Here is a 21223-nt window from a genome sequence, read left to right as displayed (position 1 = left end):
GGTGATCCCTCCTCAGTGTCCGGTCGACGGGTTGTACGTGGCCGACTTCACCGGCATCTCGACGGTGAGGGGGCCGGATTCGGCGAAGTTCAGCCGGAGCGTGATCGTGTCGCCCTGCTTCGGCTTGCGCTTCAGGCTCTCGAACATCAGGTGGTTGCCGCCGCTGCTGAACACGAGCCGGCCGTGGGCCGGGACCGCGAAGGAGGCGGCCTCCTGCATGGACCCGCCGGTGGTGGAGTGCAGGGTGACCCGCTCGGCCACGTCGCTGCTGGCCGAGGTCAACTCGTCTTTCGTACCGCCCTTGTTCACTATCGTCAGGAACCCGGCCGCCATGTCCGCGGAGACCGGCTGCGGCATGTAGGGGGAGCCGACCGAGAGGTCCGCCGCCGAACCGGCCTTCGCCTCGGCCTTCGCGTCGGCCTTCGCGTCGTCGGAGCCGCCGCAGCCCGCGAGGGCCAGCGCGGCCGCGAGCGCGGCGGCGGGCACGGCCAGACGCCTCACGGTTTGGCTCCCTTGACGATCTCGGGGAGGTCCTTGGTGTAGTCGTCGACCGTGGCGTCCTCGCCGTAGAGCAGATAGCCCCCGTCGGTCTTCGGCGAGAACGCGACGACCTGGGTGCCGTGGACGGAGACCAGCTTGCCGTTCTTGTCCTTGGTCGTCGGCTCGATGGAGATGCCGAGGGAGCGGGCACCGGCCTGGATGGTGGGGAAGTCGCCGGTCAGGCCGATGAACTGGGAGTCGATGCCGTTGAGCCACTTGCCCAGCTCGGCGGGGGTGTCACGGTCCGGGTCGGTGGTGACGAACACCACCCGCAACTGGTCCTGTTCCGCCTTCGGCAGCGCCTTCTTGGCGACCGCGATGTTGTTCATCGTCAGCGGGCAGACGTCGGGGCAGTGCGTGTAGCCGAAGTAGACCAGCGTGGGTTTGCCCTCGGTCTCCGCGCGCAGGTCGTACTTCTTGCCGTGCGTGTCGGTGAGGACCAGGTCGGGCTTCTCGAACGGCTTGTCGAGGATGGTCACGGCCCTGTCCGAGCCGGACTCCTCGGAGACCACGGCGATCGGCGACTTGCCGTCGTCCCCGCTGCCGCAGGCGGAGAGGGTCAGGGCGGCGGCGGCGAGCAGTCCGGCCGCGGCGAACGTCTTCTTGCGCATAGAAAAATGTCCCAGATGTGAGATATCCGGCGGGCACCGGGGGTCGTGTCCAGGACACCCGGCCCCCGGTGCGCGCCGCTGGTGAACAGGCTCAGGCGGTGGTCCGCCGGCGCCCGGCGGCCACGCCGTACCCGACGCCCGCCACGCCGACGACGATGCCGACGATGCCGAGCACGCGCGCGGTGGTGTCACTGCCGCCGGAGGAGTCGGTGGCCTTGGTGTCGGCGGCGGCGTTCTCGGTCTTGCCCGCGGTGTCCGCCTTCTCGGAGGCGGCGTCGGCGCCCGAGGAGTGCCCGTCCTGCCCGGCGGCCGACAGCGCGAGGACCGGGGCCGGGTTGTCCGGTTCGGCCTGGCCCTCCTGCGGCACCTCGATCCAGCGCACGACCTCCTTGTTGGAGTACGTCTGGATCGCCTTGAACACGAGCTGGTCGGTGTCCTCGGGCAGGGCGCCGATGGACAGCGGGAACTTCTGGAAGTAGCCCGGCTCGATGCCCTTGCCGTTGGCGGTCCAGGTGACCTTGGTGACGGCCTCGCTGATCTTCTCGCCGTGCGATTCGAGGGGCTTGTCCAGCTTGGACCTGGTGACCTTCACGTCCCAGCCGGCGACCGGCTGCGGCATCACCGAGGCCAGCGGGTGGTCGGCGGGGAGGTTGATCTCCAGCTTGGTGGTCGAGGCGTTGTCGCGCTCGTTGGGGACCTTGAAGTCGACGACCGCGTAGCCGCCCTTGGCCGCCGTGCCCTCCGGCTGCACGGACACGTGCGCGAAGGCGGGGGCGGACAGGGCGAGGACGGCCGAGCCGGCGACGACGGTGGCGGCGGCGATACGAGAAGCCTTCATGGCAGACAGCACTCCACTCCGAGTGAGTTCCGGTGGTTCCGGTCAGGAAGAGGGGCGCGCGGATGCACGCGCGCGTGCCGCACGACGGCGGCCGGCCCTCTCCTCTCCTTCCGGGTTCCGGTGGAGCGGCGGTCCGTCGCGTCAGGCGGCGAGGACGACTGCGGTGGCGGCCGGGGGACCGCGCCGGACCACCGTGTGCTGGAGTGCGGTCGTGTGCGGGGCGGGCGCTCGGTCCCGCGTGCGCCGGTGGCGCGGACCCGGGCCCGGTTCGGTGCACAGGCCGCCCCGCAGCGCGCGGGTCAGCGCGAGCGCCCCGCGCAGGGAGCGTACGAGCGCCGCCTCGGCGACTCCGTGCGCCGACAGTTCCATCAGACGCAGCAGCGCCACGTCGCCGCGGCGCAGCAGCCAGCCGACGGCGACCGCCGCGAGGACATGGCCGAGCAGCATCGGCAGCGACGGCAGCAGCGCATCCGTCGACGAAGCGGCTGAACCGGCCGAACCGGCGGGGGCGACCGCGTGGTGCACGGCGCCCGGGCCCGAACCGTTGATGACCTGGGCGTCGGCCAGGATCCGGTAGGCATGGGCCGGGGTGATCGCCGCCGCGCCGGCGCCGCACACGAGCCGCGCGGCCTGCTCGACCAGCGTGGCGTCGTTCATCCCGCCCATCGAGCCCATCGACGTCATCGAGCCCATCGACGTCATCGAGCCCATCGGCGCCGTCGACGCGGTCGAGCCCGCCGACACCGCGCCGGACGCCACGGCGGCCGTACCGTGCTGACCCAGCCCGAACAGCACGTGCAGCGCGGTCTGACCGACCGCCAGCAGCGCGGCGATGCCCGGCAGCGAGCGTTCCCGCCCGGCGAGCGGCGCCACGAGCACCATCGAGCCCAGGAAGCCGGCACCCAGCGTCCACAGCGGAACGGAGGCGCAGGAGGCCAGCACATGCCCGGCCGCGGCCAGCGCGACGCAGGCCGCGGCGAAGACCGCGGCCCGCAGGACCCGGAGCTGGTGTCCGGAGCGCGCCGTGCGCGGCTGGGGGGCAGACATGGCGGGCCCATCATCCCACTGGAGCCCCGCGTGTCCCACGGCAGGTCCGAAAGTCCCCCATACACCGATTCCTGCCGGAACGCATCCGCCGTATGGGCGGGGTCACGTCACGGGTGTGCTTACACCGGCGTGCGCGCGGCAATACGTAACGGTATGTCGAGCCGCGGCCAGGAGGCTGGAGCATGAGCATCTGGTGGTCACTCCATCTGCGCCGCGAAGCCGCGAGCGTTCCCCTCGCCAGACGGTTGCTGCTGGGGACCATGGAGACGGCGGGCGTGGACCCCGACATCTCCTACGACCTGTCCGTCGCCCTGAGCGAGGCATGTGCGAACGCCGTCGAGCACGGCGGGGACAGAACGCGCGGCGCCTCGGAGGCGTACCGCGTGACCGCCTACCTCGACGGCGAGAAGTGCCGCATCGAGGTGACCGACTCAGGTCCCGGCTTCGCGCGACCCCCTGCCGTTCGCGCCCCGCGCGCGGACGCGGAGCACGGCCGCGGGCTGTGCCTGATCCGGGAACTCGCCGATCATGTGCACATCGGCGCCAAGCCGGGGCGCGGCGGCACGGTGGTGAGCTTCGACAAGATGCTCAAGTGGACCAAGGACCCCACCTTGCTCACGGCATGAAGAGCGGCACCCGGTGACTTCCCGGAGCCCCGCACAGCCGCCCCTCGGATCGCGCCGACGCGCCCGGCCGTCCGGCTACGGCGTCAGCCCTTCAGCGTGGCCATCCACGCCTCGACCTCGTCGGAGCGGCGCGGCAGTCCGGCGCTGAGGTTCCGGTTGCCGTCCGCAGTCACCAGGATGTCGTCCTCGATGCGGACGCCGATGCCGCGGTACTCCTCCGGTACGGTCAGGTCGTCGGCCTGGAAGTACAGACCCGGCTCGACGGTGAGCACCATGCCGGGCTCCAGGACGCCGTCCACGTACGACTCGGTGCGCGCGGCGGCGCAGTCGTGGACGTCCATGCCGAGCATGTGACCGGTGCCGTGCAGCGTCCAGCGGCGCTGCAGCCCCAGCTCAAGGACGCGCTCGACCGGGCCCTCGGCCAGGCCCCACTCGACGAGCCGTTCGGCCAGCACGCGCTGGGCCGCGTCGTGGAAGTCGCGGTACTTGGCGCCCGGCCTGACGGCCGCGATCCCGGCCTCCTGGGCGTCGTACACGGCGTCGTAGATCTTCTTCTGGATCTCGCTGTACGTGCCGTTGACCGGCAGGGTGCGCGTGACGTCCGCGGTGTAGAGGGTGTGGGTCTCCACGCCGGCGTCGAGCAGGAGCAGGTCGCCGGAGCGCACCGGGCCGTCGTTGCGGACCCAGTGCAGTGTGCAGGCGTGCGGTCCGGCCGCGCAGATGGAGCCGTAGCCGACGTCGTTGCCCTCCACGCGCGCGCGGAGGAAGAACGTGCCCTCGATGTAGCGCTCGCTGGTCGCCTCCGCCTTGTCGAGGACCTTCACGACGTCCTCGAAGCCGCGCACGGTGGAGTCGACGGCCTTCTGCAGCTCTCCGACCTCGAACTCGTCCTTGACCAGTCGCGCCTCGGAGAGGAAGACCCGCAGTTCCTCGTCGCGCTCGGCGGTGACCTTGTCGGTCAGCGCGGCCTCGATCCCGGCGTCGTACCCGCGCACGACGCGGACCGGGCCGGTGGCCTCGCGCAGCGTGTCGGCCAGTTCGCGCACGTCCGCGGCCGCGATCCCGTACAGCGCCTCGGACTCGGCGAGCGAGTGGCGGCGGCCGACCCACAGCTCGCCCTGGCCGGAGAGCCAGAACTCGCCGTTCTCGCGGTCGGAGCGGGGCAGGAGGTAGACCGTCTCCCGGTGGCCCTCGGCGGTGGGCTCCAGGACGAGCACGCCGTCCTCGGTCTGGTCGCCGGTGAGGTACGCGTACTCGACCGACGCACGGAAGGGGTAGTCCGTGTCGTTCGAGCGCACCTTCAGGTTGCCCGCGGGGACGACCAGGCGCTCGCCCGGGAAGCGGGCGGACAGCGCGGCGCGGCGGCGCGCGGTCTGTTCTGCCTGTGCGATCGGCTTCAGGTCGTGCAGCTCGGTGTCGGCCCAGCCGGACTTCATGTTCTCGGCGAGCTCGTCGGAAACGCCCGGGTACAGGCCGTTCTTGCGCTGCTTGATCGGCTCCTCCGACTCAGTCTCCGGGGTCTCCGGGTTGAGTTCGTCGGCCACGGTCATCCTCCTCGATACGGCACGGATCCTCCCCCGAGCACTCGGCGCTCTGGGCTCCGCCCGAGCAGGGGGACCTTCATCATCGTACGGTCGTACCGCGCCGGACCCGGGGCCGGACGACCTGTTGTGCCCGGTCATACGGCCTCCGCACGGCCCCACCCGACGCAAACGCCCGCCGGGACCGGCGTTCGGCGGCAGCGGGGGGCACGGCGTTCGGCGGCATCGGCGGCTCGGAGCACGTTCGGCCGAAGCGGCGCTTGGGACGGTGTTGCGCCGAAACGGTGGTGGGGGCGGTGTTCGGGCTGAGGTGGTGGGCCGGGAGCGCGTTCGGCTGGACCGGTGGGCCGGGTGCGCGTTCGGTCGGAGTGGCGGTCAGGACGTCGAAGCGGCGCTCGGGGCGTGTTCGGTCGGCGCGGTGGTCGGGACGGTGTTCCGTCGGTGGTCAGTCGAAGCGTGCGGCCAGCAGCACGATGTCCTCCTCGCTGTCCGCGGCACCCTGCCCGTCGGGCAGCATGGCCCGCAGTACATGGTCCGCGAGGGCACCGGGATCGCGGCGCAGCGCGCGCGGCGCCCCCGCGCCTGCGGCGTGCAGCCGGGCGAAGGCGCGGTCCATGGCGTCGCCGGAGCGCCGCAGCAGCCCGTCGGTGTAGAGCAGAACCGTCTCTCCGGCCTCGGCCTGGATCTCCGCGCTCGGCGCCTCCCAGCAGGCGAGCATCCCCAGGGGCGCGGACACGGAGGTCTCCGCGAACTCGGTGCGCCGCTCGCCGATCAGCAGCGGGGGGCTGTGGCCGGCACCGGCCAGGGTGACCTTGCGCAGCGCCGGTTCGCAGTAGGCGAACAGGGCGGTGGCGGAGCGGGCGGGCTCGGTCAGGCGCAGCAGCAGTTCGAGGTCGGACAGGACGGCGACCGGGTCCTCGCCCTCCATCACGGCGTACGCCCGCAGGGACGCGCGCAGCCGGCCCATCGCGGCGACCGCGCTCGGACCGGACCCGGTGACCGAGCCGACCGCGAGGCCGAGCGCGGCGTCCGGCAGTGGCAGCGCGTCGTACCAGTCGCCGCCGCCGCGCGGGCCGCTGCTGTGCCGGGCGGCGAGCTGGACGCCGGCCAACCGGGGCAGCCGGGTGGGCAGCAACTCCTCGGCGACGGTGGCCATGCACGCGCGCGTGCGTTCCAGTTCCAGCAGCCGGGCCAGGTGTTCGGTGGCGTAGCGGACGTACAGGCCGGCGAGGTGGCGCTGCCGCTCGTGCGGCTCGGCGGGTTCGTCGTAGAACCAGACGGCCGCGCCCAGACGGCCGGCGGCCGGCGTGGACAGCGGCAGGGCGTAGCTGGCGGCGTAGCCGAGGCGTACGGCCACCTCGCGGTGGCGGGGGTCGAGGCCGTCCTCGGCGAACAGGTCGGGGTGGGCGATCTCGCCGGCGCCGCCGGGCAGTCCGGCCGCCGTGTCGAGGAGCCCGCCGTAGGGCAGGGCGCCGCGGGGCACGGTCTCCATATGGCCGAGATCCGACCGGGCGAGGCCCAGGCCGAGCGTCCTGCCGAGGCCGCGGCCGTCGTCCGGTTCCAGCACGACGAGACCGCGCCGGGCGCCCACGAGGGCGGCTCCGGCGCGCAGCAGTTCCTGGAGTGCGGGGTCGAGCGAGTCGGTGCGGGCGAGACGTTCGGTGAGTTCGTGAAGGGTCGTGAGGTCGGAGACCCAGCCGGCCAGCCGGTCCTGGAGGAGGGCGCCGGGCGGTGGGGCGTGGGGAACGGAGGTCTTCGTCACGGGAGGTGTGCCCGGGGCGGCGGTGACTGGCGCGACAGTGTGTGCTGGCGTGGGGAGTGTTGAATCGATTCCGGCCACTTTCGGAGGGTGCGGGGCGTTCATGGCGTCCGGCCTTCAGACCGGTGCGTATTGCTCCATAGCATCGCAAACCCCCATGTCATTCTGCGCCGCTGGCAATGTCTCCACATGTACACGCACTCGTGAGGGGATGTCCAGCATTGTCCTGCTGGGATTCCTGGTGTCCACGGGTCTGTTGCGGGTTTTCGCCGGACCTCTTGCGCAACGGCAAAGTTGGCTCAAAACTGCCTCGGGTATCGGTTCATTGCGGTCGACTGGCCTTGCTCCACGGAGCGTCACAGCGGTCGTGATGGGTACGTACTCGGAGAAGGCCAGGGGTGGTTGGGGGTCACCCGGAACCTGGCGACGGACCCGGGCGTCTTAACCACCGACGACCGTGCCCCATCCTCCCGTGGCGGAGGCGAAGAGAAACAAGCGTGACGGCAAAGCGCCGAACTTCGCCACCCCCGCGCCGCGGCCGTGTTGTTGACAGACGCAGTAGGGACGCGGAAACGGCCAACGCTTGACCCCTTGGGGACCCCCTTGCCCGGAGCAGGGGTGTGATGCGCCAACAGGTACGCACAGTGAAGTGATCGACACATGGTGTGATGTGGTCCACGGTGTTGCCAGCGGTGCAACGGAAAGGAACGAGCGCTCATGCGCGAGATCCTCGGAAGGCGACGCAGGCTCCTGTCCAGGCGGAACGGCGGGGGGCCTGACCTGATCAGCGCGGCCCTGACCTTCGCGACGGAATGGCAGTGGCCGGTGCTCCCGGGCGTGGCACCGGACCCGCAGGGCCGGGCCCGCTGCGCGTGCCCTGACCCGGAGTGCACCGTGCCCGGTGCGCATCCCTTCGACCCCGGCCTCCTCGCGGCCACCACCGACGCGCGCATGGTGCGCTGGTGGTGGACCAACCGGCCCGGCGCGCCCATCGTCCTCGCCACCGGAGGCACGGCGCCCTGCGCGGTCAGCCTGCCGGCCCTCGCGGCGGCCCGCGCCCTCGACGCCCTCGACCGCCGCGGCATGCGGCTCGGCCCGGTGATCGCCGCGCCCACCCGATGGGCCCTGCTCGTCAAGCCCTACTCCATGGAGCAGCTGGGCGAACTGCTCTACGCCAAGGACTTCGTCCCCGGCTCGCTCCGCTTCCACGGCGACGGCGGCTACCTCGCCCTGCCCCCGTCCGAGACCGGCCAGGGCGCCATCCGCTGGGAGCGCGCCCCGCTGCCCGGCTCGGCCGCGCCCTGGGTGCCCGACGTGGAGGCCGTGGTGGACGCCGTGGTCGACGCGCTCACTCGTACGGGTGTGAGCGCGCCCGAGTTGTAGGGGTGTCGGGCGCGCGCGGCACTCGGCGCCCGCGCCCGCTCGTTATCGTCCGCCCATGAACGTTCGTCTGCTCGCCCTGGCGGGCATCGCGGCATGCGCGCTGGCACTGCCGCTGGCCGTGGCCTCCGCGGGTCCCGTCGGCGACGCAGGCGGAGCGGCCGTACGCCGTTCCCCGCAGGAGGCCGCCCACGGTGCGCCGTACGAGCCCTCGTACGACCGCGCACCGCGCGACGCGCGTGACGACGAGAAGAACTCACCCGCCGCGCCCGGCCAGGCTCCGCTGCTGCTCGGTCTGGGCCTCGCCACGGCCGCCCGCTGCGGCCCGGAACTCTCCTCCCCCGACGGCATCGAGGCGCAGACCTGTGTCCTGACCCAGGGCACGGACACCTGGGCCCGTACCTACTACCGCAACGCCACCGGGGCCGCGCTGGACTCCGTGCTGAGCCTGATGGGACCCGGCGACCGCACCGTGCGGATGCACTGCTCGGTCGGCGCCGACGACATGCCCGGCACCTGCGAGACACCGCGGGAGCGCACCCGGGGCGCGCTGGACGGATACACCGCGGTCACCGAGTTCTCGGAGCGCAGGGGCCAGGGGCCGCTGCTGCTCAGGTCGGGCAGCAACTCCGGCGCCCTGGACGGCAGTTGACGACGACTGCGCCGTGTGCCGGGAGGCGGGGCATGGAAAGGCCCGGTTGCTGGCGACGGGGGATGCACCAGCAACCGGGCTACTGGAACGGTAACAAGAGATCGGCGGTTCGCAAATTCGGCCTTGGCTATTCGGACACCGATTTCCCTGTCCCGACGGGGAGTTGTGACAGGAGTCACCTCACGTGGCGAACCGGTGTGCGGCCTGCCCGACCGGCCGGCCGCACACCGGGTGGCACCCGGCATCAGCTGAGGGTGACCTGCCGGTTGGTCAGGCCCCCGCGCGCGCGACGCTCGTCCGCGGTGAGCGGTGCGTCCGTGGTCAGCGCGGCGGCGAGCCGTTCGGCGAACTCGGCGGCCGGCTTCTCCACGTCCTCGGCCGAGACGGTGCTCGGCAGGTCCCAGACCGGCACGGTCAGCCCGTGAGCGCGGAACGAACCGACCAGGCGGGTGCCCTCGCCGAGGCCTGAGCGGCCCGCCGCGTGCAGCCGGGCGAGGGCGTCCAGAAGACGCTCCTCCGGGTGCGGCATGACCCAGCGCAGGTGGTTCTTCTCCGGGGTCTGGCACCAGTACGCCGCCTCCACGCCGGTCAGTCTCACCGTGGGCACGGCCGCGGCGTTGGCCCGCTCCAGGGAGGCGGCCACGTCCGGTGTGGTGCTCTCCGGGTCCGGGACCCAGAACTCGAAGCCACTGTGCACAACTGGCTCGAAGGCGCCCTCGGGGTCGAGGAGATCCTGCAACCGAGGCCCCTCGGCCGGGGCGCGGCGGCCCTGGACGGGCGTGCCCGGCTCGGCGGAGAGTGCCCGCTGGAGGGTGTCGGCGAGGTCGCGGCTGATGTCGCCGGACGCCGTGTCGTTCTGCAGGCCGAGCAGCACCGAGCCGTCGTCGCGGCGCAGGGCCGGCCAGGCCATCGGCAGCACCGTCGCCAGCGTGACCGACGGGACGCCCTCGGGCAGGCCGTCCTTCAGGGGCAGTTCGACGGTGGCCGCGGGCACCAGCTCGCGCATCGCCACCCAGTCGCACTCGCCGGGCAGGCCCTCGAAGGGACGCTGCACCAGCTCGGTCGCGGCGTGCGCGGCGGCCCGGCCGTGGCACGCCTTGTAGCGGCGGCCGCTGCCGCAGGGGCAGGGCTCGCGGGCGCCGACAACCGGAACCTGCCCGTCAGCGTCTGCGGCGCCGACTCCGCCCGGGGTCTGCGGGCGCTTGGCCTTCGTCTGGGGTCGCTTTTTGGCCATGGTGGGTGTCTCCCGGTTACGGCTCATCTCGTACGGGCGGAGCCTAGCCGCTCGCGCCGCGACCGACCGGAACCTGTGGACAACGCGGCGCTCCGACCGGCACCTGTGGACAAGGTGGCGCCCTGGCCGACGCAACGACTCTCCGCCGACACCGCGCGCACGACCGAGAGCCCGCGGGACGGGCGCCCCGCGGCCCCGCGGCCCGCGTACCCACGGCTGGGGACATCGGCGGTTTGCGCGCCTGTGGTTCGCGAAGTGACTGCGGGTGAAGGGACCGACCGTAAGTGAAGGAGCCTGCCGTAGGTGAACGAAGCGACCGGCCGGAGGTCAGTCCACGTCTTCGAAGGCGTCCGCCAGGCCGAATTCGGGGAGGGCGGAGACGGCCGGCGCCGCGACCCGCGCGGCGAAGTCGTCCCGCCGGTGCCCGGCGTCCGGATCGTGCACGTCCGCGTGGACGACGACCCACACGGTGACCTCGCCCCGGGTGTCGTCCCGCACGCCCCAGTCCGCGGCCAGTGCCGTGATGATGTTGAGCCCGCGACCGCCGTGCGCGGTGACCGACGGGGTGGCCGGAGCAGGGCGGGTCGGACCGCCGCCGTCCGTGACCTCGACGATGAGCCGACCGCGCGGGTCCACCCGCCACGCGGCCCGGACGTCCCCGTCCCCGGCCGACGCGTCACCCAGTGGTCGCCCGTGTTTGCAGGCATTGCTCAAAAGTTCGGAAAGGATCAGTACGGCGTCGTCGATGACCGATTCTGATACGCCACCGCCGCGCAGTTGCTCGCGCATCCGATGTCTCGCTTCCCCCACGCCCGCAGGGCCATGGGGAACGGCCATGCTCGACGACGTGGGCACTTCCTGTGCCACCACCAACGCCACCCCCGAGACCTCCTTCGCCCCACGCCACGGTGTGGATGCCCCACCGGCCTGTACCGGAAACCGGCCAATCCGCGGCCGGTGACGCATTCGCAACGATCGAATACGGACGGAACGCGCCGGAGCACTCCCCGTGACGGAGTCGTCGGAGTGTGGCTTGATTTCGATGCTGTGGCCGAGTCGGGAGGATGCTTCAAGGGTGCGGACGGGGTCAAGGGGTGTGAACCGGCCCTTACGAGATGCTTCGCGGCACGGGCGCTCGCCCGGTGCCGGGGCGTGTCACCGGCCGAGCCGGCGCAGCACCGCCCGGGGCCGGTTGGTGATGATGGCGTCGACGCCCAGCCGGACGCAGAGGTCGACGTCCTCGGGCTCGTTCACGGTCCACACGTGCACCCGGTGACCGGCCCGCTTCAGCCGCTCGATGTAGGCTGGATGGTTGCGCACGATGCGGACCGAGGGGCCCGCGATGCGGACGCCGGCGGGCAGCCGCCCGTCGCGCAGCCGGGGCGAGACGAACTGCATCAGGTAGACCGTCGGCAGCGTCGGCGAGGCCGCCCGCACCCGGTGCAGCGAGCGCGCCGAAAAGCTCATGACCCGCACCTGCGCGTGCTCGGCGGTGGCCGGGGCGTCGAGCCCGAACCGCTTGAGGAGCAGCAGCAGCCGTTCCTCCACCTGCCCGGCCCAGCGCGTGGGGTGCTTGGTCTCGACTGCCAGTTCCACCCGCCGTCCGGCGTCCGCGACCAGTTCGAGCAGCCGCTCCAGGGTGAGCACGGAGGTGTCCGCGCGGTCCTCCGGGCGGACCTCCCAGTCGGGTTCCTCGTCCCGTCCGCGCCAGATGTCGCGGCTCCTGCGGGAGCCGAAGTCCAGGGCGGACAGGTCGGCCAGCTCCAGGGCCGACACCGCTCCGCGCCCGTTGGACGTACGGTTGACGCGCCGGTCGTGGACGCAGACGAGGTGGCCGTCCGCGGTCAGCCGTACGTCGCACTCAAGGGCGTCCGCACCGTCCTCGATCGCCTTCTTGTAGGCGGCGAGGGTGTGCTCGGGGGCGTCCTCGGAGGCCCCCCGGTGGGCGACGACCTGGATGTGGTGCTGTGGTGCGTGGGTCACCGCGTCATGGTCCCATCGTGAGGGGGTACGCGCGGAGGCACGGGCGCGTACGCGAAGCGAACGACGGTGTCGACTTCGCTCCGGAATGGAAATTTTGTCAGAAAAGACCTATATAAAGGGTGGCCTCGGACCCACAGCCACCGCTTATGGTGCTCTGACGGCCCATGGGAAAAGCTGACGTCAGACAAGAGCACATGCACAGCTGCATCGCGCCGGACCGTGAACAATCATGAATGCGCGTGACCGAGTGCGACCGAGAACAACAGCCGTGGATCGAGGAGAAGAGCTGTGAGCACCGAGAACGAGGGCACCCCGGTACCCCCGGCCCCGTCCGCACCCCCCGTGCCGGTGGCATCTCCCGCTGCTTCCCCGCAGGCAGCCCCGCCCCCGGGGAACGCGCCGACGGCTCCGATCCCGCCGGTGCCCCAGGGCGCCCCCGGCGCGACGGAGCACGACGGGGCACCGGCCGCGTACGCCTCGGCCGACCCGTCCGGCGGCGCGTCGGCCCCCGGGCCCGCCCCGGACGGCTCCTGGCCGCCCCCGCCCCCCGCCACGCCCTCCTACGCGGACGGCGGCGCGGGCGCGGGCTCCGGCTGGGGCTCGGCGTGGCAGCAGCCCGCGCCCAAGCCGCGCAACGGACGCGGTGGAATCGTCGCCGCGGTCCTCGCGGCCGCGCTGGTCGCGGGCGGACTCGGCGGCGGACTGGGCTACACCCTGGCCAAGAACAACGACGACACCGGCTCCACCACCGTCTCGGCCAGCGACAACGGCAGCGCCTCACAGGTCAAGCGCTCCCCGGGCACGATCGCGGCCGTCGCGGCCAAGGCGTTGCCCAGCACGGTCACCATCGAGGCGGAGGGCGCCAGCGGCCAGGGCGGCACCGGCACCGGGTTCGTCTTCGACACCCAGGGCCACATCGTCACCAACAACCACGTGGTGGCGGACGCCGTCGGCGGCGGCAAACTGACCGCCACGTTCCCGAGCGGCAAGAAGTACGACGCCGAGGTCGTCGGCCACGCCCAGGGCTACGACGTCGCCGTCATCAAGCTCAAGAACGCCCCCTCGGACCTCAAGCCGCTCGCGCTCGGCGACTCGGACAAGGTGGCCGTCGGCGACGAGACGATCGCGATCGGCGCCCCCTTCGGACTGTCCAACACGGTGACGACCGGCATCATCAGCGCCAAGAACCGGCCGGTCGCCTCCAGTGACGGCAGCGCCAGCAGCAAGGCGTCCTACATGAGCGCCCTGCAGACCGACGCGTCCATCAACCCGGGCAACTCCGGCGGCCCGCTGCTGGACGCCGGCGGCGCCGTCATCGGCATCAACTCCGCGATCCAGTCCAGCAGCGGCGGCGGACTGGGCGGCTCCGGCCAGTCCGGCTCCATCGGCCTCGGCTTCGCCATCCCGATCAACCAGGCCAAGTACGTCGCCCAGCAGCTGATCAAGACCGGCCAGCCGGTCTACGCGAAGATCGGCGCGTCCGTCTCCCTGGAGGACACCACGGACGGCGCGAAGATCACCGACCAGGGCACGGCCGGCGCCGCGGCGGTGGAGGCGGGCGGTCCCGCGGCCAAGGCGGGGCTCAAGCCCGGCGACGTCATCACCAAGCTGGACGACACGGTGATCGACAGCGGCCCGACCCTGATCGGCGAGATCTGGACCCACAAGCCCGGCGACAAGGTCACCATCACCTACGAGCGCGGCGGCCAGGAGCACACGGTCCAACTGGCCCTCGGCTCCCGCGAGGGCGACAGCTGACCCCCACGCGCGTGTGCCGACCGGTTAGTCTTGTCCCCGCGTTGCCCACAGCGCAGCGCGGGGAGGCGTGCCCGAGCGGCCGAAGGGAACGGTCTTGAAAACCGTCGTGGCAGCGATGTCACCGTGGGTTCAAATCCCACCGCCTCCGCGTTGAGAACAGCGCAAACGGCCCCCGATGACTCGGTCGGGGGCCGTTCTCGTGCTCGATGTGGTGCGGGGCTACGGGCCTGGGGGCGTGAACCGGGGCCCACGCAGAAGCGAGGCCCTGGCGGAAGGGGTACGTGCACCGAAGCCAACGCTCGGCGAACGCGTGGGTTCGTGGTCAGGGCGTTGCGTCAGACGTGGCCACCGGGGCGCCTCGTCGGCGTTGCCGTACGGCTCGGACGCAGTACGCGGTCAGGGCGGTCAGGCCGGCGGCGAACGACGCCTGTGCCCACACTCCTCCGGTGCCGTAGGGCATCAGCGGCCCGATCGTCGGGGCGACTCCGAGCACCGCGGCGCCCAGCAGCAGGGCCGCCAGTGCGGGGGCATAGCGCGAGCGGGCCACCGCGAGTGCCAGGGGAATGGCGAAGACCAGGGGGGTGAAGAAGAACAGCAGGTGGAACGGGTCGGCGCGGGCGTCGACGAACGTGTCGGGGCCGGCCAGGGTCTCGAACACGGTGACCGAACCGGCCACCATCGGTACTCCCATGGCGAGAGCGGACAGGGCCATGGCGCGCCGCGCCCGCGGGCCGACCGGCGGAAGGTCGGGAGGCACGGCGAGGACGAAGAGCGCGGCCAGGGCCAGTCCCACGAGGGCGTTGCGGTTCTGGGTGAATCCGTCGGTGCTGTCGGTCCAGTGGACCAGCGGCAGTGACACGAGGGCGCCCAGGAGAGCGAGGCCGGCGCTGATCCGGGCGGCGGTCCAGCGGCCGGCGAGCGCGCAGACCAGTACGGCGATCCAGGGGGCGTAGGCGGCGGGGGTGTAACCGGGGTCGCCGTCCCAGGGCAGCGGGGGCAGTTGCCACACGACGAGCAGGGTCGCGGACAGGGCGGCGCTGACGGCGATCACCGCGGGGGCCGTGGCCGCCAGCAGCCGGCCGCCCGGCCGGGCCGAGTCGAGGCGGGTGCGCAGTCGCAGGGCGTGGCCGACGACGGCGGCCCGCTCCACTGTTCCCGCCCACCGTCCGCGCTCGGCCTCGACCTGGGCGATGGCGGTGCTGACCTCGTCGGCGAACTCATGGCGGCGCGCGGGCGGATACAGACGCGTCGTCCAGTGTTGTGGCGATGTGCTCATGACGTGGCTCCGCCCGGCCGGGGGAAGGTCATGCCGAGACGGCGCGCGGCTTCGTCGGCCGTGGAGCGCAGACGGGCGGCCTCCGTGGCGAGCCGTTCCGTGCCCTTCTCGGTGAGCGCGTAGGTGCGGCGCATGCGGCTGTCCACGATCTCCTCCTTCTCGACGCGGACGAGTTCTTCTTTGAGGAGGCGGTCCAGGGCGCCGTAGAGGGTGCCGGCCCGGAGCCGGACCCGGCCTTGGGAGATCTTCTCGACCTCCTGCATCAGGCCGTACCCATGGCGGGGCGCATCGGCGAGGGCGGTCAGGATGAGGAGCGTCGGCTCCCTCAGGGGTTGGTCGGTCACGCGAGCAGCATATACCGGTTGACGGTATATCCCGCACGATTGAGTCGTGGAGGAGTCCCCGATGTGCGGCAGGTACCCGGAGTCCGGGCATGCGGCCGGGCCGCCGGCCTGATGACCGGCGGCCCAGGTGTGCGGGATGGTGACCCGTTGCTCCCTTGAGCGGTCGGGTGCGGGTGCGTCGTCCGCAGTCGCTTGGGCGGTCGGGTGCGGGTGCGCCCTCTGCACTCCCTGAGAGAGCCTTCCGCACTCCCCTGAGAGATCAGTTGCGCGGGCGCCGTCTGCCGGCGTGCCCGGCCACGGCGACCGTGACGGCGCCGGCCAGTACCAGGGCGAGGCTGCTGGCTGCCAGGCGTCCCGTCGGCAGGGACGCCCCCGTGTCGGCGAGATGGCCGCCCGGCCAGTGAGCGCTGCCGCCCATGCCGCCCGGCTTGTTGCCGGCACCGCCCGGCTTGTGGCCGGAGCCGTGCCCGCAGCGGCGTTTGACGTACTTGTCGGTGACGGAGACGCGGCTGGTGACACCGGCCCGGACCGTGATGCTCCTGGGCGTGATCGTCATCTTGGCGAGTCTCACCTTCTTGTTCTCGCCGGTCGTGCTCTCCGCGACGGTGCAGTGCGTGCCGGCCGGGACGCCGCTGACCACCGGCTGACGGTATGTGCCGGCCTCCGTGCCCGCCTCGATGACGAACCGCCGGTCGAACGTGCCGCCCGGCACATCGCAGTCGAGCCGGATGACCACCTCTCCCTGCTTGCCGGCGCCCGGACCCTTGATGGTCTTGTCGACCTCGACGTCACCCCCGGACTGCTCGAAGGTGTCGGTGACGGTCGCATGCTGGGTCTCGTCGGCCACGATGGTGACCGTCGCCGGTTCGATGACGGGGCTGCCCACCTGGTGGACCTGGTCGTTGTCACCGCCCGTGGGCTCCGTGATCGTGCAGGTGCTGCCGGCCGGGATGCCGCCGATCGTCCGGTTGTGGTCGCCGGCCGTCGCCCCGGCCGGGATGGTCACCGTGTGGTGCTGGTCCTGGCCGGTGTTCGGGTCATGGCAGAGCACATCGATGGTGATCTCCCCTTGATGGCCCGCTCCGCCGCCGAGGATCCGCTTGGTGATCTGCACACCGCCCGCGGCGAACCGTTCGAGCACCGCGCCGGCCCGCACCACCAGCTCGGTCTCCCGGGCCAGGATGAGTTTCTGGGCTTCGTCCAGTCCGGGGTTCGAGCCGTCGTAGAGCAGGACCGTCCCTTCCAGCACGGCGGCCGTCCGTTCGAGGACGAAGCCCTGCGGCTCCGTGTCGGAGACGCTGCGGGCCCACAGGCGCGTGCCGGGCTCCACCACGTCGCCGTCGTGGAGCTGGTTGATGCCTTCGGGGTCGGTGAAGACCTCGATGCCGGTCACCCTGATCGTCGCGGGACCGTCCGAGTTCACCGTGAACGGGCCGACGATCTCCCCGGTCGACGGCGCGGCCAGTTCCGAGGGCGTGACCGACAGTTCGGGTCGTTCCGGTTCCGTGCTCGGCCCGTTGGCCAGCGTGTCGGCGACGATGGCCGCGGTCAGCGAACGGATCGGGCTGGCGGTGTCCAGAACGTATCGGTCGGTGAGGAACCAGATGGCCGCCTGCACCGCGGCGGCCCGCTGGGAGACGCTGACCGATGACGGTTCGTCAGTGGTGGGGTAGTAGTGCTGGAGGATGTACTCGACGTAGCCCAGGTTGGGGACGTGCGTCTCACTCCACTCGCCGAGTTCGTAGTTCACTCCGACCTCGGTGGAGGTGTTCAGGTCGATGCAGTACGTGAGGCCGGAGTGCCCGGTGAGCCGGTCCTGGATCGTGATCGTGCCGGCGAACGCGGGACCGTGGGGCGTGGACCCGGCGGGAATGGTGGCGGGATAGCCGGCGAGCGGGTTGAAGTCCGTGGGCGCGACGGAGCCGGTCACGGTCGATCCGGCCCCGGTGCCGGTGATGGTCGCTTCGGTGAACAAGCCGGGCGGGTCGTTGTACACCGGGGTCGGTTCGAACTCGGCATGTGCGGCCGTGGGGTTGCCGAGAACCACGAGCGCGCCCGCCACACCGACCACGAACGTCTGGGTGGCCCTCCTGGTGAAGGACCGGCAGAGCTGGAGCGCGCGGTTGCGATGCCTGATCAATATGTCCTGTTTCCTACGAGGTGAAGGAGCACCGAGACGACGGTTTCCGCCCCGTATCCTTGATCGCTTCCTATGAGCAGGACATACCTTGACAGATCGTCATATATAGGTCCCGGTGGCGTGGCGCGCACCTGGGATCGTCCACACGTACGGTGGAAGGGCCTCGCGATCCGGCACCGTGACAGCCCCGGCACTCTGACAGCCCCGTCGCCGTGACAGCCCCGGCGCCACGCCGGCCCCGGCGCCCTGGCAGCCCCGCGTCCGCCGTACGCCGGTTCAGCGGCGTGCGCTTTGCCGCTCGCGTATCTCCGGGGCTGGTCGTTACGGCCGGTGTCCCGTCATCCGGGCCGCCGACGCGATCGTCGCCCGCGCCTCGCGCTCCGAGAGGCCGGTGTTGAGGGCCGCCTCGACCAGCGGGGCGACGAGGGCGGGCCCGATGCCGTTCTCGTAGGCGCGGCAGGCGGCCCAGAACAGGCGGGTGTTGCGCTGGCCCTCGTGGGCCGCGAGGACGAACTGGACCAGCCCCCTGCCGTGGTCACCGGACGCCGGGGGCGCCGGATGCGGCGCGCGAGGCGGCGGCAGGAGCAGGCGCAGCAGGGCGGGCGGGCAGGGTGCGGGGGCCAGGTGGGCGGTGCCGGGCGCGGTGGCGTAGACGCCGTGGTCGGTGCGGGAGCCGGGGCCGACGAGATAGCCGCCGGCGCCCCGGATGTCGATGCCGGGGGCGAGCCGGCCGGCCGAGTTGGGGACGACGGCGTCCGGCGGGCCGGTCAGCCAGACGTGACGGCCGCCGCTCGGCGTGAGCACGACGACGGTCTCGGGGATCGTGAACAGATGGCGCAGGGCGAGTTCGCGCAGGGCGGCCGAGGAGTCCGTGCCGGACTTGGTGTCGAGGTCGATGCCTATGAGGTGGTGCGGGGGCAGTCCGCAGGCGATGCCGTAACCGGTGGCCCAGGGCGCGGCGGCGAACAGTTCGCGGATGCGCGCCGGATCGGTCGAGGCGTCGTACACGCCGTGGCCGAGCCGGCCGCACTCGCCGTGGCACGGGGCGGGGTCGGGCTGGTCGCGGTGCGGGGAGCGCAGGGCCGGGAGCTTCGTCCGGGACAGGGGGATGACGGCCAGTCCGCGTTCGGCGGCTGACAGGGCGTGCGCGAGGGCCAGCGTCGTGGCCTGCCGGTCGGTGGTGGCCATGGATCCATGTTCGTACACGCGTTCGAAAAAGGGAAGAGGGGGGCGCGCCGACATGCCGAACGGGGCGGGTTGGCCGGAAATATGCGGAAACGATTCACCGCTTGTGTCGCTTGAGTCCGAGAAGTCCGTACTGGGTGCGAGGGCGTCAAGAGATCACTAAAGACAGCGAATGGGGTTTATCGACTTGTCATCACGCTTGAGTGCGAATTGGGGCCTGTGGGGAGTTCGCCGGGGACGCGATGGGCAACTCTGGATTCGCGACGTCGTGCTCAACCGCCCGGGAGGTCGGCCAACTTCCCTGGCAGTACATGTACTTCACGAATTCCCGTGCTCCCGGCCGGTCGGCCGGTGGGTATCGTCCTGGAGGAACAACATGGCAAGCATCCGTACCGCCCGTGTTCTCGCCGCCGTCTCCGCGCTCCCGCTCGCAGCCGTCCTCTTCACCGGCGTCGCGAGTGCGGACAACGGTGCCATCGCGGACGACGGATCGAACGCCGGCGTGGCGAGCGTCCTCGGCAGCGGTGTCGGCCGCAACAACACCGGCAACTCGTCCACCACGCAGCAGAGCGCGGTCGGCTACGGCGCCTCGAACCAGAGCAACACCGCTCAGGTCAGGGGCTCCGCGTTCACCGCCATCCAGCAGGGGAACAAGAACATCAACATCCACTTCACCCGCCTGTGGTGAGCCGCGACTGACCTCCCGCGGGGGGTGTGCTTTCGGGGTCGCAACACGTCTGCGCGGCGGTGCTTCGGTGCCGCCGCGCAGGCGTTTTCCGTGCTTTCCGCCGTCCCGCGGCGACCTTGACACCCGACGGTTTCTGACGGACAGTCAGAAACCGTCGTGCGTACGGGCCCCGGCCCGTACGAGTCCCGTACCGGGCCGGGAGGTTCCCCCGCCGTGCACCTCGCCCCCACCGAACGCCAGCAGCGGCTGCGCGCCGAACTCCGTGCCTACTTCCGGGACCTGCTGCCGACGGCGCCCATCGGCCCGCGCGAACGGCGCGCGCTGCTGCGCCGCATCGGCGCCGACGGCCTGCTCGGGCTCGGCTGGCCCGTCGAGTACGGCGGCCAGGGCCGGGGCGCGGACGAGCAGTTCGTGTTCTTCGACGAGGCGTACCGGGCCGGCGCCCCCGTCTCGATGGTCACCCTGAACACCGTCGGGCCCACGCTCATGAAGTACGGCAGCGAGGAGCAGAAGGCCCGCTTCCTGCCGCGCATCCTCAGCGGGGAACTGACCTTCGCGATCGGCTACAGCGAACCGTCCGCCGGGACCGATCTGGCGTCACTGCGCACGCGGGCCGTGCGGGAGGGCGACGGATGGCGGATCGACGGGCAGAAGACGTTCACATCGGGCGCCCAGCACGCGGACTGGGTCTGGCTGGCCTGCCGCACCGATCCCGAGGCGCCCCGGCACCGCGGCATCTCGATCCTCCTCGTCCCCACCGACGCGCGGGGGTTCTCATGGACCCCCATCGAGACGGTGGGCGGGCAGACCACGACCGCCACCTACTACGACGGGGTGCGCGTCCCGGCGGGCAACCTCGTCGGGGCCGAGAACGGGGGCTGGTCGCTCATCACCGACCAGCTCAACCACGAGCGGGTCGCCCTCGCCGCGGTCGGCATGCAGGCCGAGGACTTCTACACCGCCGTGCTCACCGCCGCCCGTACCCCTGATCCGGTGACCGGAAGGCGCCGGATTGACGAGCCGTGGGTGCGTGCGCAGCTCGCCGAGGCACATGCCCGGCTGGCCGCGACACGCCTGCTGAACTGGCGTTTGGTGGGCGATGTGGGGGCGGGTCGGCTCGCGCCGGGAGACGCCAGTGGCGTGAAAGTGGCGGGAACCGAATCGGCGGTCGCGGTGTATCGAATATGCCAGCACGCGATCGGGACGGACGGGCTGGCGGGGACGGTGCGATCGGGGTCGCCGGGTGCCTTCGGGGACGGCGAGCTCGAAAGACTGAACAGGGCGGCGCAGATCAACACGTTCGGGGGCGGGGTGAGCGAGGTGCAGCGGGAGATCGTCGCGACGATGCGGCTCGGGATGACGAGGGGGCGGCGGTGACGGGCGCGGAGGGGGAGGCGGTGCGGGTGGAGACGGAGGCGGCGGGGACGGAGGCCGTGGTTACGGCGGCGGAGAAGGAGGCGGTGCGGGCAGGGACGGCGGCGATGCCGGGTGCGGAGGGGGAGGCGGTGCGGGTAGAGGCGGCGGCGACGGCGATCGTGGCGGGTGCGGGTGCCGGTGCGGGTGCGGGTGCGGGTGCGGGTGCGGGTGCCGGTGTGGGTGTGGGTGCGGGCGCGGATGGATT

At 71.9% G+C, this 21223-nt stretch carries 19 protein-coding genes and 1 tRNA gene; 7 read left to right on the top strand and 13 right to left on the bottom strand.

Annotated features, from left to right (window positions below):
* Positions 1–12: 12 nt before the first annotated feature.
* From AC27LF_RS11620 to AC27LF_RS11605, 4 genes are all read right to left on the bottom strand, one after another.
* Entirely contained in the window at positions 13–501 is a 489-nt protein-coding gene (locus tag AC27LF_RS11620; protein WP_479656868.1) for a copper chaperone PCu(A)C, read from the bottom strand.
* Positions 498–1151, bottom strand: a complete 654-nt coding sequence (locus AC27LF_RS11615) for an SCO family protein (RefSeq protein WP_479656867.1) — start codon at positions 1149–1151, stop codon at positions 498–500. Before AC27LF_RS11615 ends, AC27LF_RS11620 begins: the two co-directional genes overlap by 4 nt.
* Before the next feature lie 91 nt (positions 1152–1242).
* Positions 1243–1989: a YcnI family copper-binding membrane protein gene (locus tag AC27LF_RS11610; RefSeq protein WP_479656866.1), complete on the bottom strand. Its 747-nt coding sequence runs from the start codon at positions 1987–1989 to the stop codon at positions 1243–1245.
* Positions 1990–2130: 141 nt separating this feature from the next.
* Complete coding sequence (locus tag AC27LF_RS11605) at positions 2131–3036, bottom strand: hypothetical protein (protein WP_479656865.1); 906 nt, start codon at positions 3034–3036, stop codon at positions 2131–2133.
* A gap of 182 nt (positions 3037–3218) precedes the next feature.
* Between AC27LF_RS11605 and AC27LF_RS11600 the strand changes: the two genes are divergently transcribed.
* On the top strand, positions 3219–3662 hold the full coding sequence (locus AC27LF_RS11600) for an ATP-binding protein (RefSeq protein ID WP_479656864.1): 444 nt from the start codon (positions 3219–3221) through the stop codon (positions 3660–3662).
* 83 nt (positions 3663–3745) lie between these two features.
* On the opposite strand, the gene AC27LF_RS11595 is transcribed toward AC27LF_RS11600, so the two are convergent.
* Together AC27LF_RS11595 and AC27LF_RS11590 are read right to left on the bottom strand one after the other, a co-directional pair.
* The gene (locus AC27LF_RS11595; RefSeq protein ID WP_479656863.1) at positions 3746–5206 is read right to left on the bottom strand and encodes an aminopeptidase P family protein; all 1461 of its coding nucleotides are present in this window, start codon (positions 5204–5206) and stop codon (positions 3746–3748) included.
* A 442-nt stretch (positions 5207–5648) separates the two neighbouring features.
* Positions 5649–7067, bottom strand: a complete 1419-nt coding sequence (locus AC27LF_RS11590) for a PP2C family protein-serine/threonine phosphatase (RefSeq protein WP_479656862.1) — start codon at positions 7065–7067, stop codon at positions 5649–5651.
* Between the two features lie 612 nt (positions 7068–7679).
* Here AC27LF_RS11590 and AC27LF_RS11585 point away from each other — a divergent pair.
* Both AC27LF_RS11585 and AC27LF_RS11580 read left to right on the top strand, forming a co-directional pair.
* Positions 7680–8345, top strand: coding sequence for a bifunctional DNA primase/polymerase (locus AC27LF_RS11585; RefSeq protein ID WP_479656861.1), 666 nt, complete (start codon positions 7680–7682; stop codon positions 8343–8345).
* Between the two features lie 55 nt (positions 8346–8400).
* Complete coding sequence (locus AC27LF_RS11580; protein ID WP_479656860.1) at positions 8401–8994, top strand: hypothetical protein; 594 nt, start codon at positions 8401–8403, stop codon at positions 8992–8994.
* Between the two features lie 244 nt (positions 8995–9238).
* Here AC27LF_RS11580 and AC27LF_RS11575 read toward each other — a convergent pair whose 3' ends face one another.
* From AC27LF_RS11575 to AC27LF_RS11565, 3 genes are all read right to left on the bottom strand, one after another.
* A complete protein-coding gene (locus AC27LF_RS11575; protein ID WP_479656859.1) occupies positions 9239–10228 on the bottom strand; it encodes a DUF5926 family protein in 990 nt (329 codons plus the stop codon).
* A gap of 327 nt (positions 10229–10555) precedes the next feature.
* Positions 10556–11194 (bottom strand): ATP-binding protein, encoded by a 639-nt coding sequence (locus AC27LF_RS11570; protein ID WP_479656858.1) that lies wholly within the window; start codon positions 11192–11194, stop codon positions 10556–10558.
* A gap of 189 nt (positions 11195–11383) precedes the next feature.
* Positions 11384–12211, bottom strand: coding sequence for a glycerophosphodiester phosphodiesterase (locus AC27LF_RS11565; protein WP_479656857.1), 828 nt, complete (start codon positions 12209–12211; stop codon positions 11384–11386).
* A 288-nt stretch (positions 12212–12499) separates the two neighbouring features.
* On the opposite strand from AC27LF_RS11565, the gene AC27LF_RS11560 reads away from it, so the two are divergent.
* Positions 12500–13969 carry a S1C family serine protease gene (locus tag AC27LF_RS11560; protein WP_479656856.1) on the top strand — a complete coding sequence of 490 codons (1470 nt, stop codon included), beginning with the start codon at positions 12500–12502 and terminating at the stop codon, positions 13967–13969.
* Positions 13970–14030: 61 nt separating this feature from the next.
* Positions 14031–14117, top strand: a tRNA-Ser gene (locus tag AC27LF_RS11555).
* 174 nt (positions 14118–14291) lie between these two features.
* Here the strand turns inward: AC27LF_RS11555 and AC27LF_RS11550 are convergent.
* From AC27LF_RS11550 to AC27LF_RS11535, 4 genes are all read right to left on the bottom strand, one after another.
* Positions 14292–15245, bottom strand: a complete 954-nt coding sequence (locus tag AC27LF_RS11550) for a hypothetical protein (RefSeq protein ID WP_479656855.1) — start codon at positions 15243–15245, stop codon at positions 14292–14294.
* On the bottom strand, positions 15242–15589 hold the full coding sequence (locus AC27LF_RS11545; protein ID WP_479656854.1) for a PadR family transcriptional regulator: 348 nt from the start codon (positions 15587–15589) through the stop codon (positions 15242–15244). Before AC27LF_RS11545 ends, AC27LF_RS11550 begins: the two co-directional genes overlap by 4 nt.
* Before the next feature lie 259 nt (positions 15590–15848).
* A complete protein-coding gene (locus AC27LF_RS11540) occupies positions 15849–17729 on the bottom strand; it encodes a thioester domain-containing protein (protein WP_479656853.1) in 1881 nt (626 codons plus the stop codon).
* Between the two features lie 321 nt (positions 17730–18050).
* Positions 18051–18917, bottom strand: coding sequence for a bifunctional DNA primase/polymerase (locus AC27LF_RS11535; RefSeq protein ID WP_479656852.1), 867 nt, complete (start codon positions 18915–18917; stop codon positions 18051–18053).
* 373 nt (positions 18918–19290) lie between these two features.
* On the opposite strand from AC27LF_RS11535, the gene AC27LF_RS11530 reads away from it, so the two are divergent.
* Together AC27LF_RS11530 and AC27LF_RS11525 are read left to right on the top strand one after the other, a co-directional pair.
* The gene (locus AC27LF_RS11530; protein WP_479656851.1) at positions 19291–19602 is read left to right on the top strand and encodes a hypothetical protein; all 312 of its coding nucleotides are present in this window, start codon (positions 19291–19293) and stop codon (positions 19600–19602) included.
* A gap of 213 nt (positions 19603–19815) precedes the next feature.
* Entirely contained in the window at positions 19816–20979 is a 1164-nt protein-coding gene (locus tag AC27LF_RS11525; RefSeq protein WP_479657008.1) for an acyl-CoA dehydrogenase family protein, read from the top strand.
* Positions 20980–21223 lie beyond the last annotated feature (244 nt).

It is taken from the genome of Streptomyces diversicolor, assembly GCF_057537855.1.
Note: the sequence above shows the minus strand (reverse complement) of the source record. Positions and strands in the feature narration are given on the sequence as shown.

Bases quoted from the DNA above. Each gene is read 5' to 3' on its own strand.
- AC27LF_RS11605 (WP_479656865.1), bottom strand. From the start codon at position 3,036: ATGTCTGCCCCCCAGCCGCGCACGGCGCGCTCCGGACACCAGCTCCGG.
- AC27LF_RS11535 (WP_479656852.1), bottom strand. From the start codon at position 18,917: ATGGCCACCACCGACCGGCAGGCCACGACGCTGGCCCTCGCGCACGCC.
- AC27LF_RS11575 (WP_479656859.1), bottom strand. From the start codon at position 10,228: ATGGCCAAAAAGCGACCCCAGACGAAGGCCAAGCGCCCGCAGACCCCG.
- AC27LF_RS11570 (WP_479656858.1), bottom strand. From the start codon at position 11,194: ATGCGTCACCGGCCGCGGATTGGCCGGTTTCCGGTACAGGCCGGTGGG.
- AC27LF_RS11590 (WP_479656862.1), bottom strand. From the start codon at position 7,067: ATGAACGCCCCGCACCCTCCGAAAGTGGCCGGAATCGATTCAACACTC.
- AC27LF_RS11610 (WP_479656866.1), bottom strand. From the start codon at position 1,989: ATGAAGGCTTCTCGTATCGCCGCCGCCACCGTCGTCGCCGGCTCGGCC.
- AC27LF_RS11550 (WP_479656855.1), bottom strand. From the start codon at position 15,245: ATGAGCACATCGCCACAACACTGGACGACGCGTCTGTATCCGCCCGCG.
- AC27LF_RS11585 (WP_479656861.1), top strand. From the start codon at position 7,680: ATGCGCGAGATCCTCGGAAGGCGACGCAGGCTCCTGTCCAGGCGGAAC.
- AC27LF_RS11600 (WP_479656864.1), top strand. From the start codon at position 3,219: ATGAGCATCTGGTGGTCACTCCATCTGCGCCGCGAAGCCGCGAGCGTT.
- AC27LF_RS11615 (WP_479656867.1), bottom strand. From the start codon at position 1,151: ATGCGCAAGAAGACGTTCGCCGCGGCCGGACTGCTCGCCGCCGCCGCC.
- AC27LF_RS11580 (WP_479656860.1), top strand. From the start codon at position 8,401: ATGAACGTTCGTCTGCTCGCCCTGGCGGGCATCGCGGCATGCGCGCTG.
- AC27LF_RS11530 (WP_479656851.1), top strand. From the start codon at position 19,291: ATGGCAAGCATCCGTACCGCCCGTGTTCTCGCCGCCGTCTCCGCGCTC.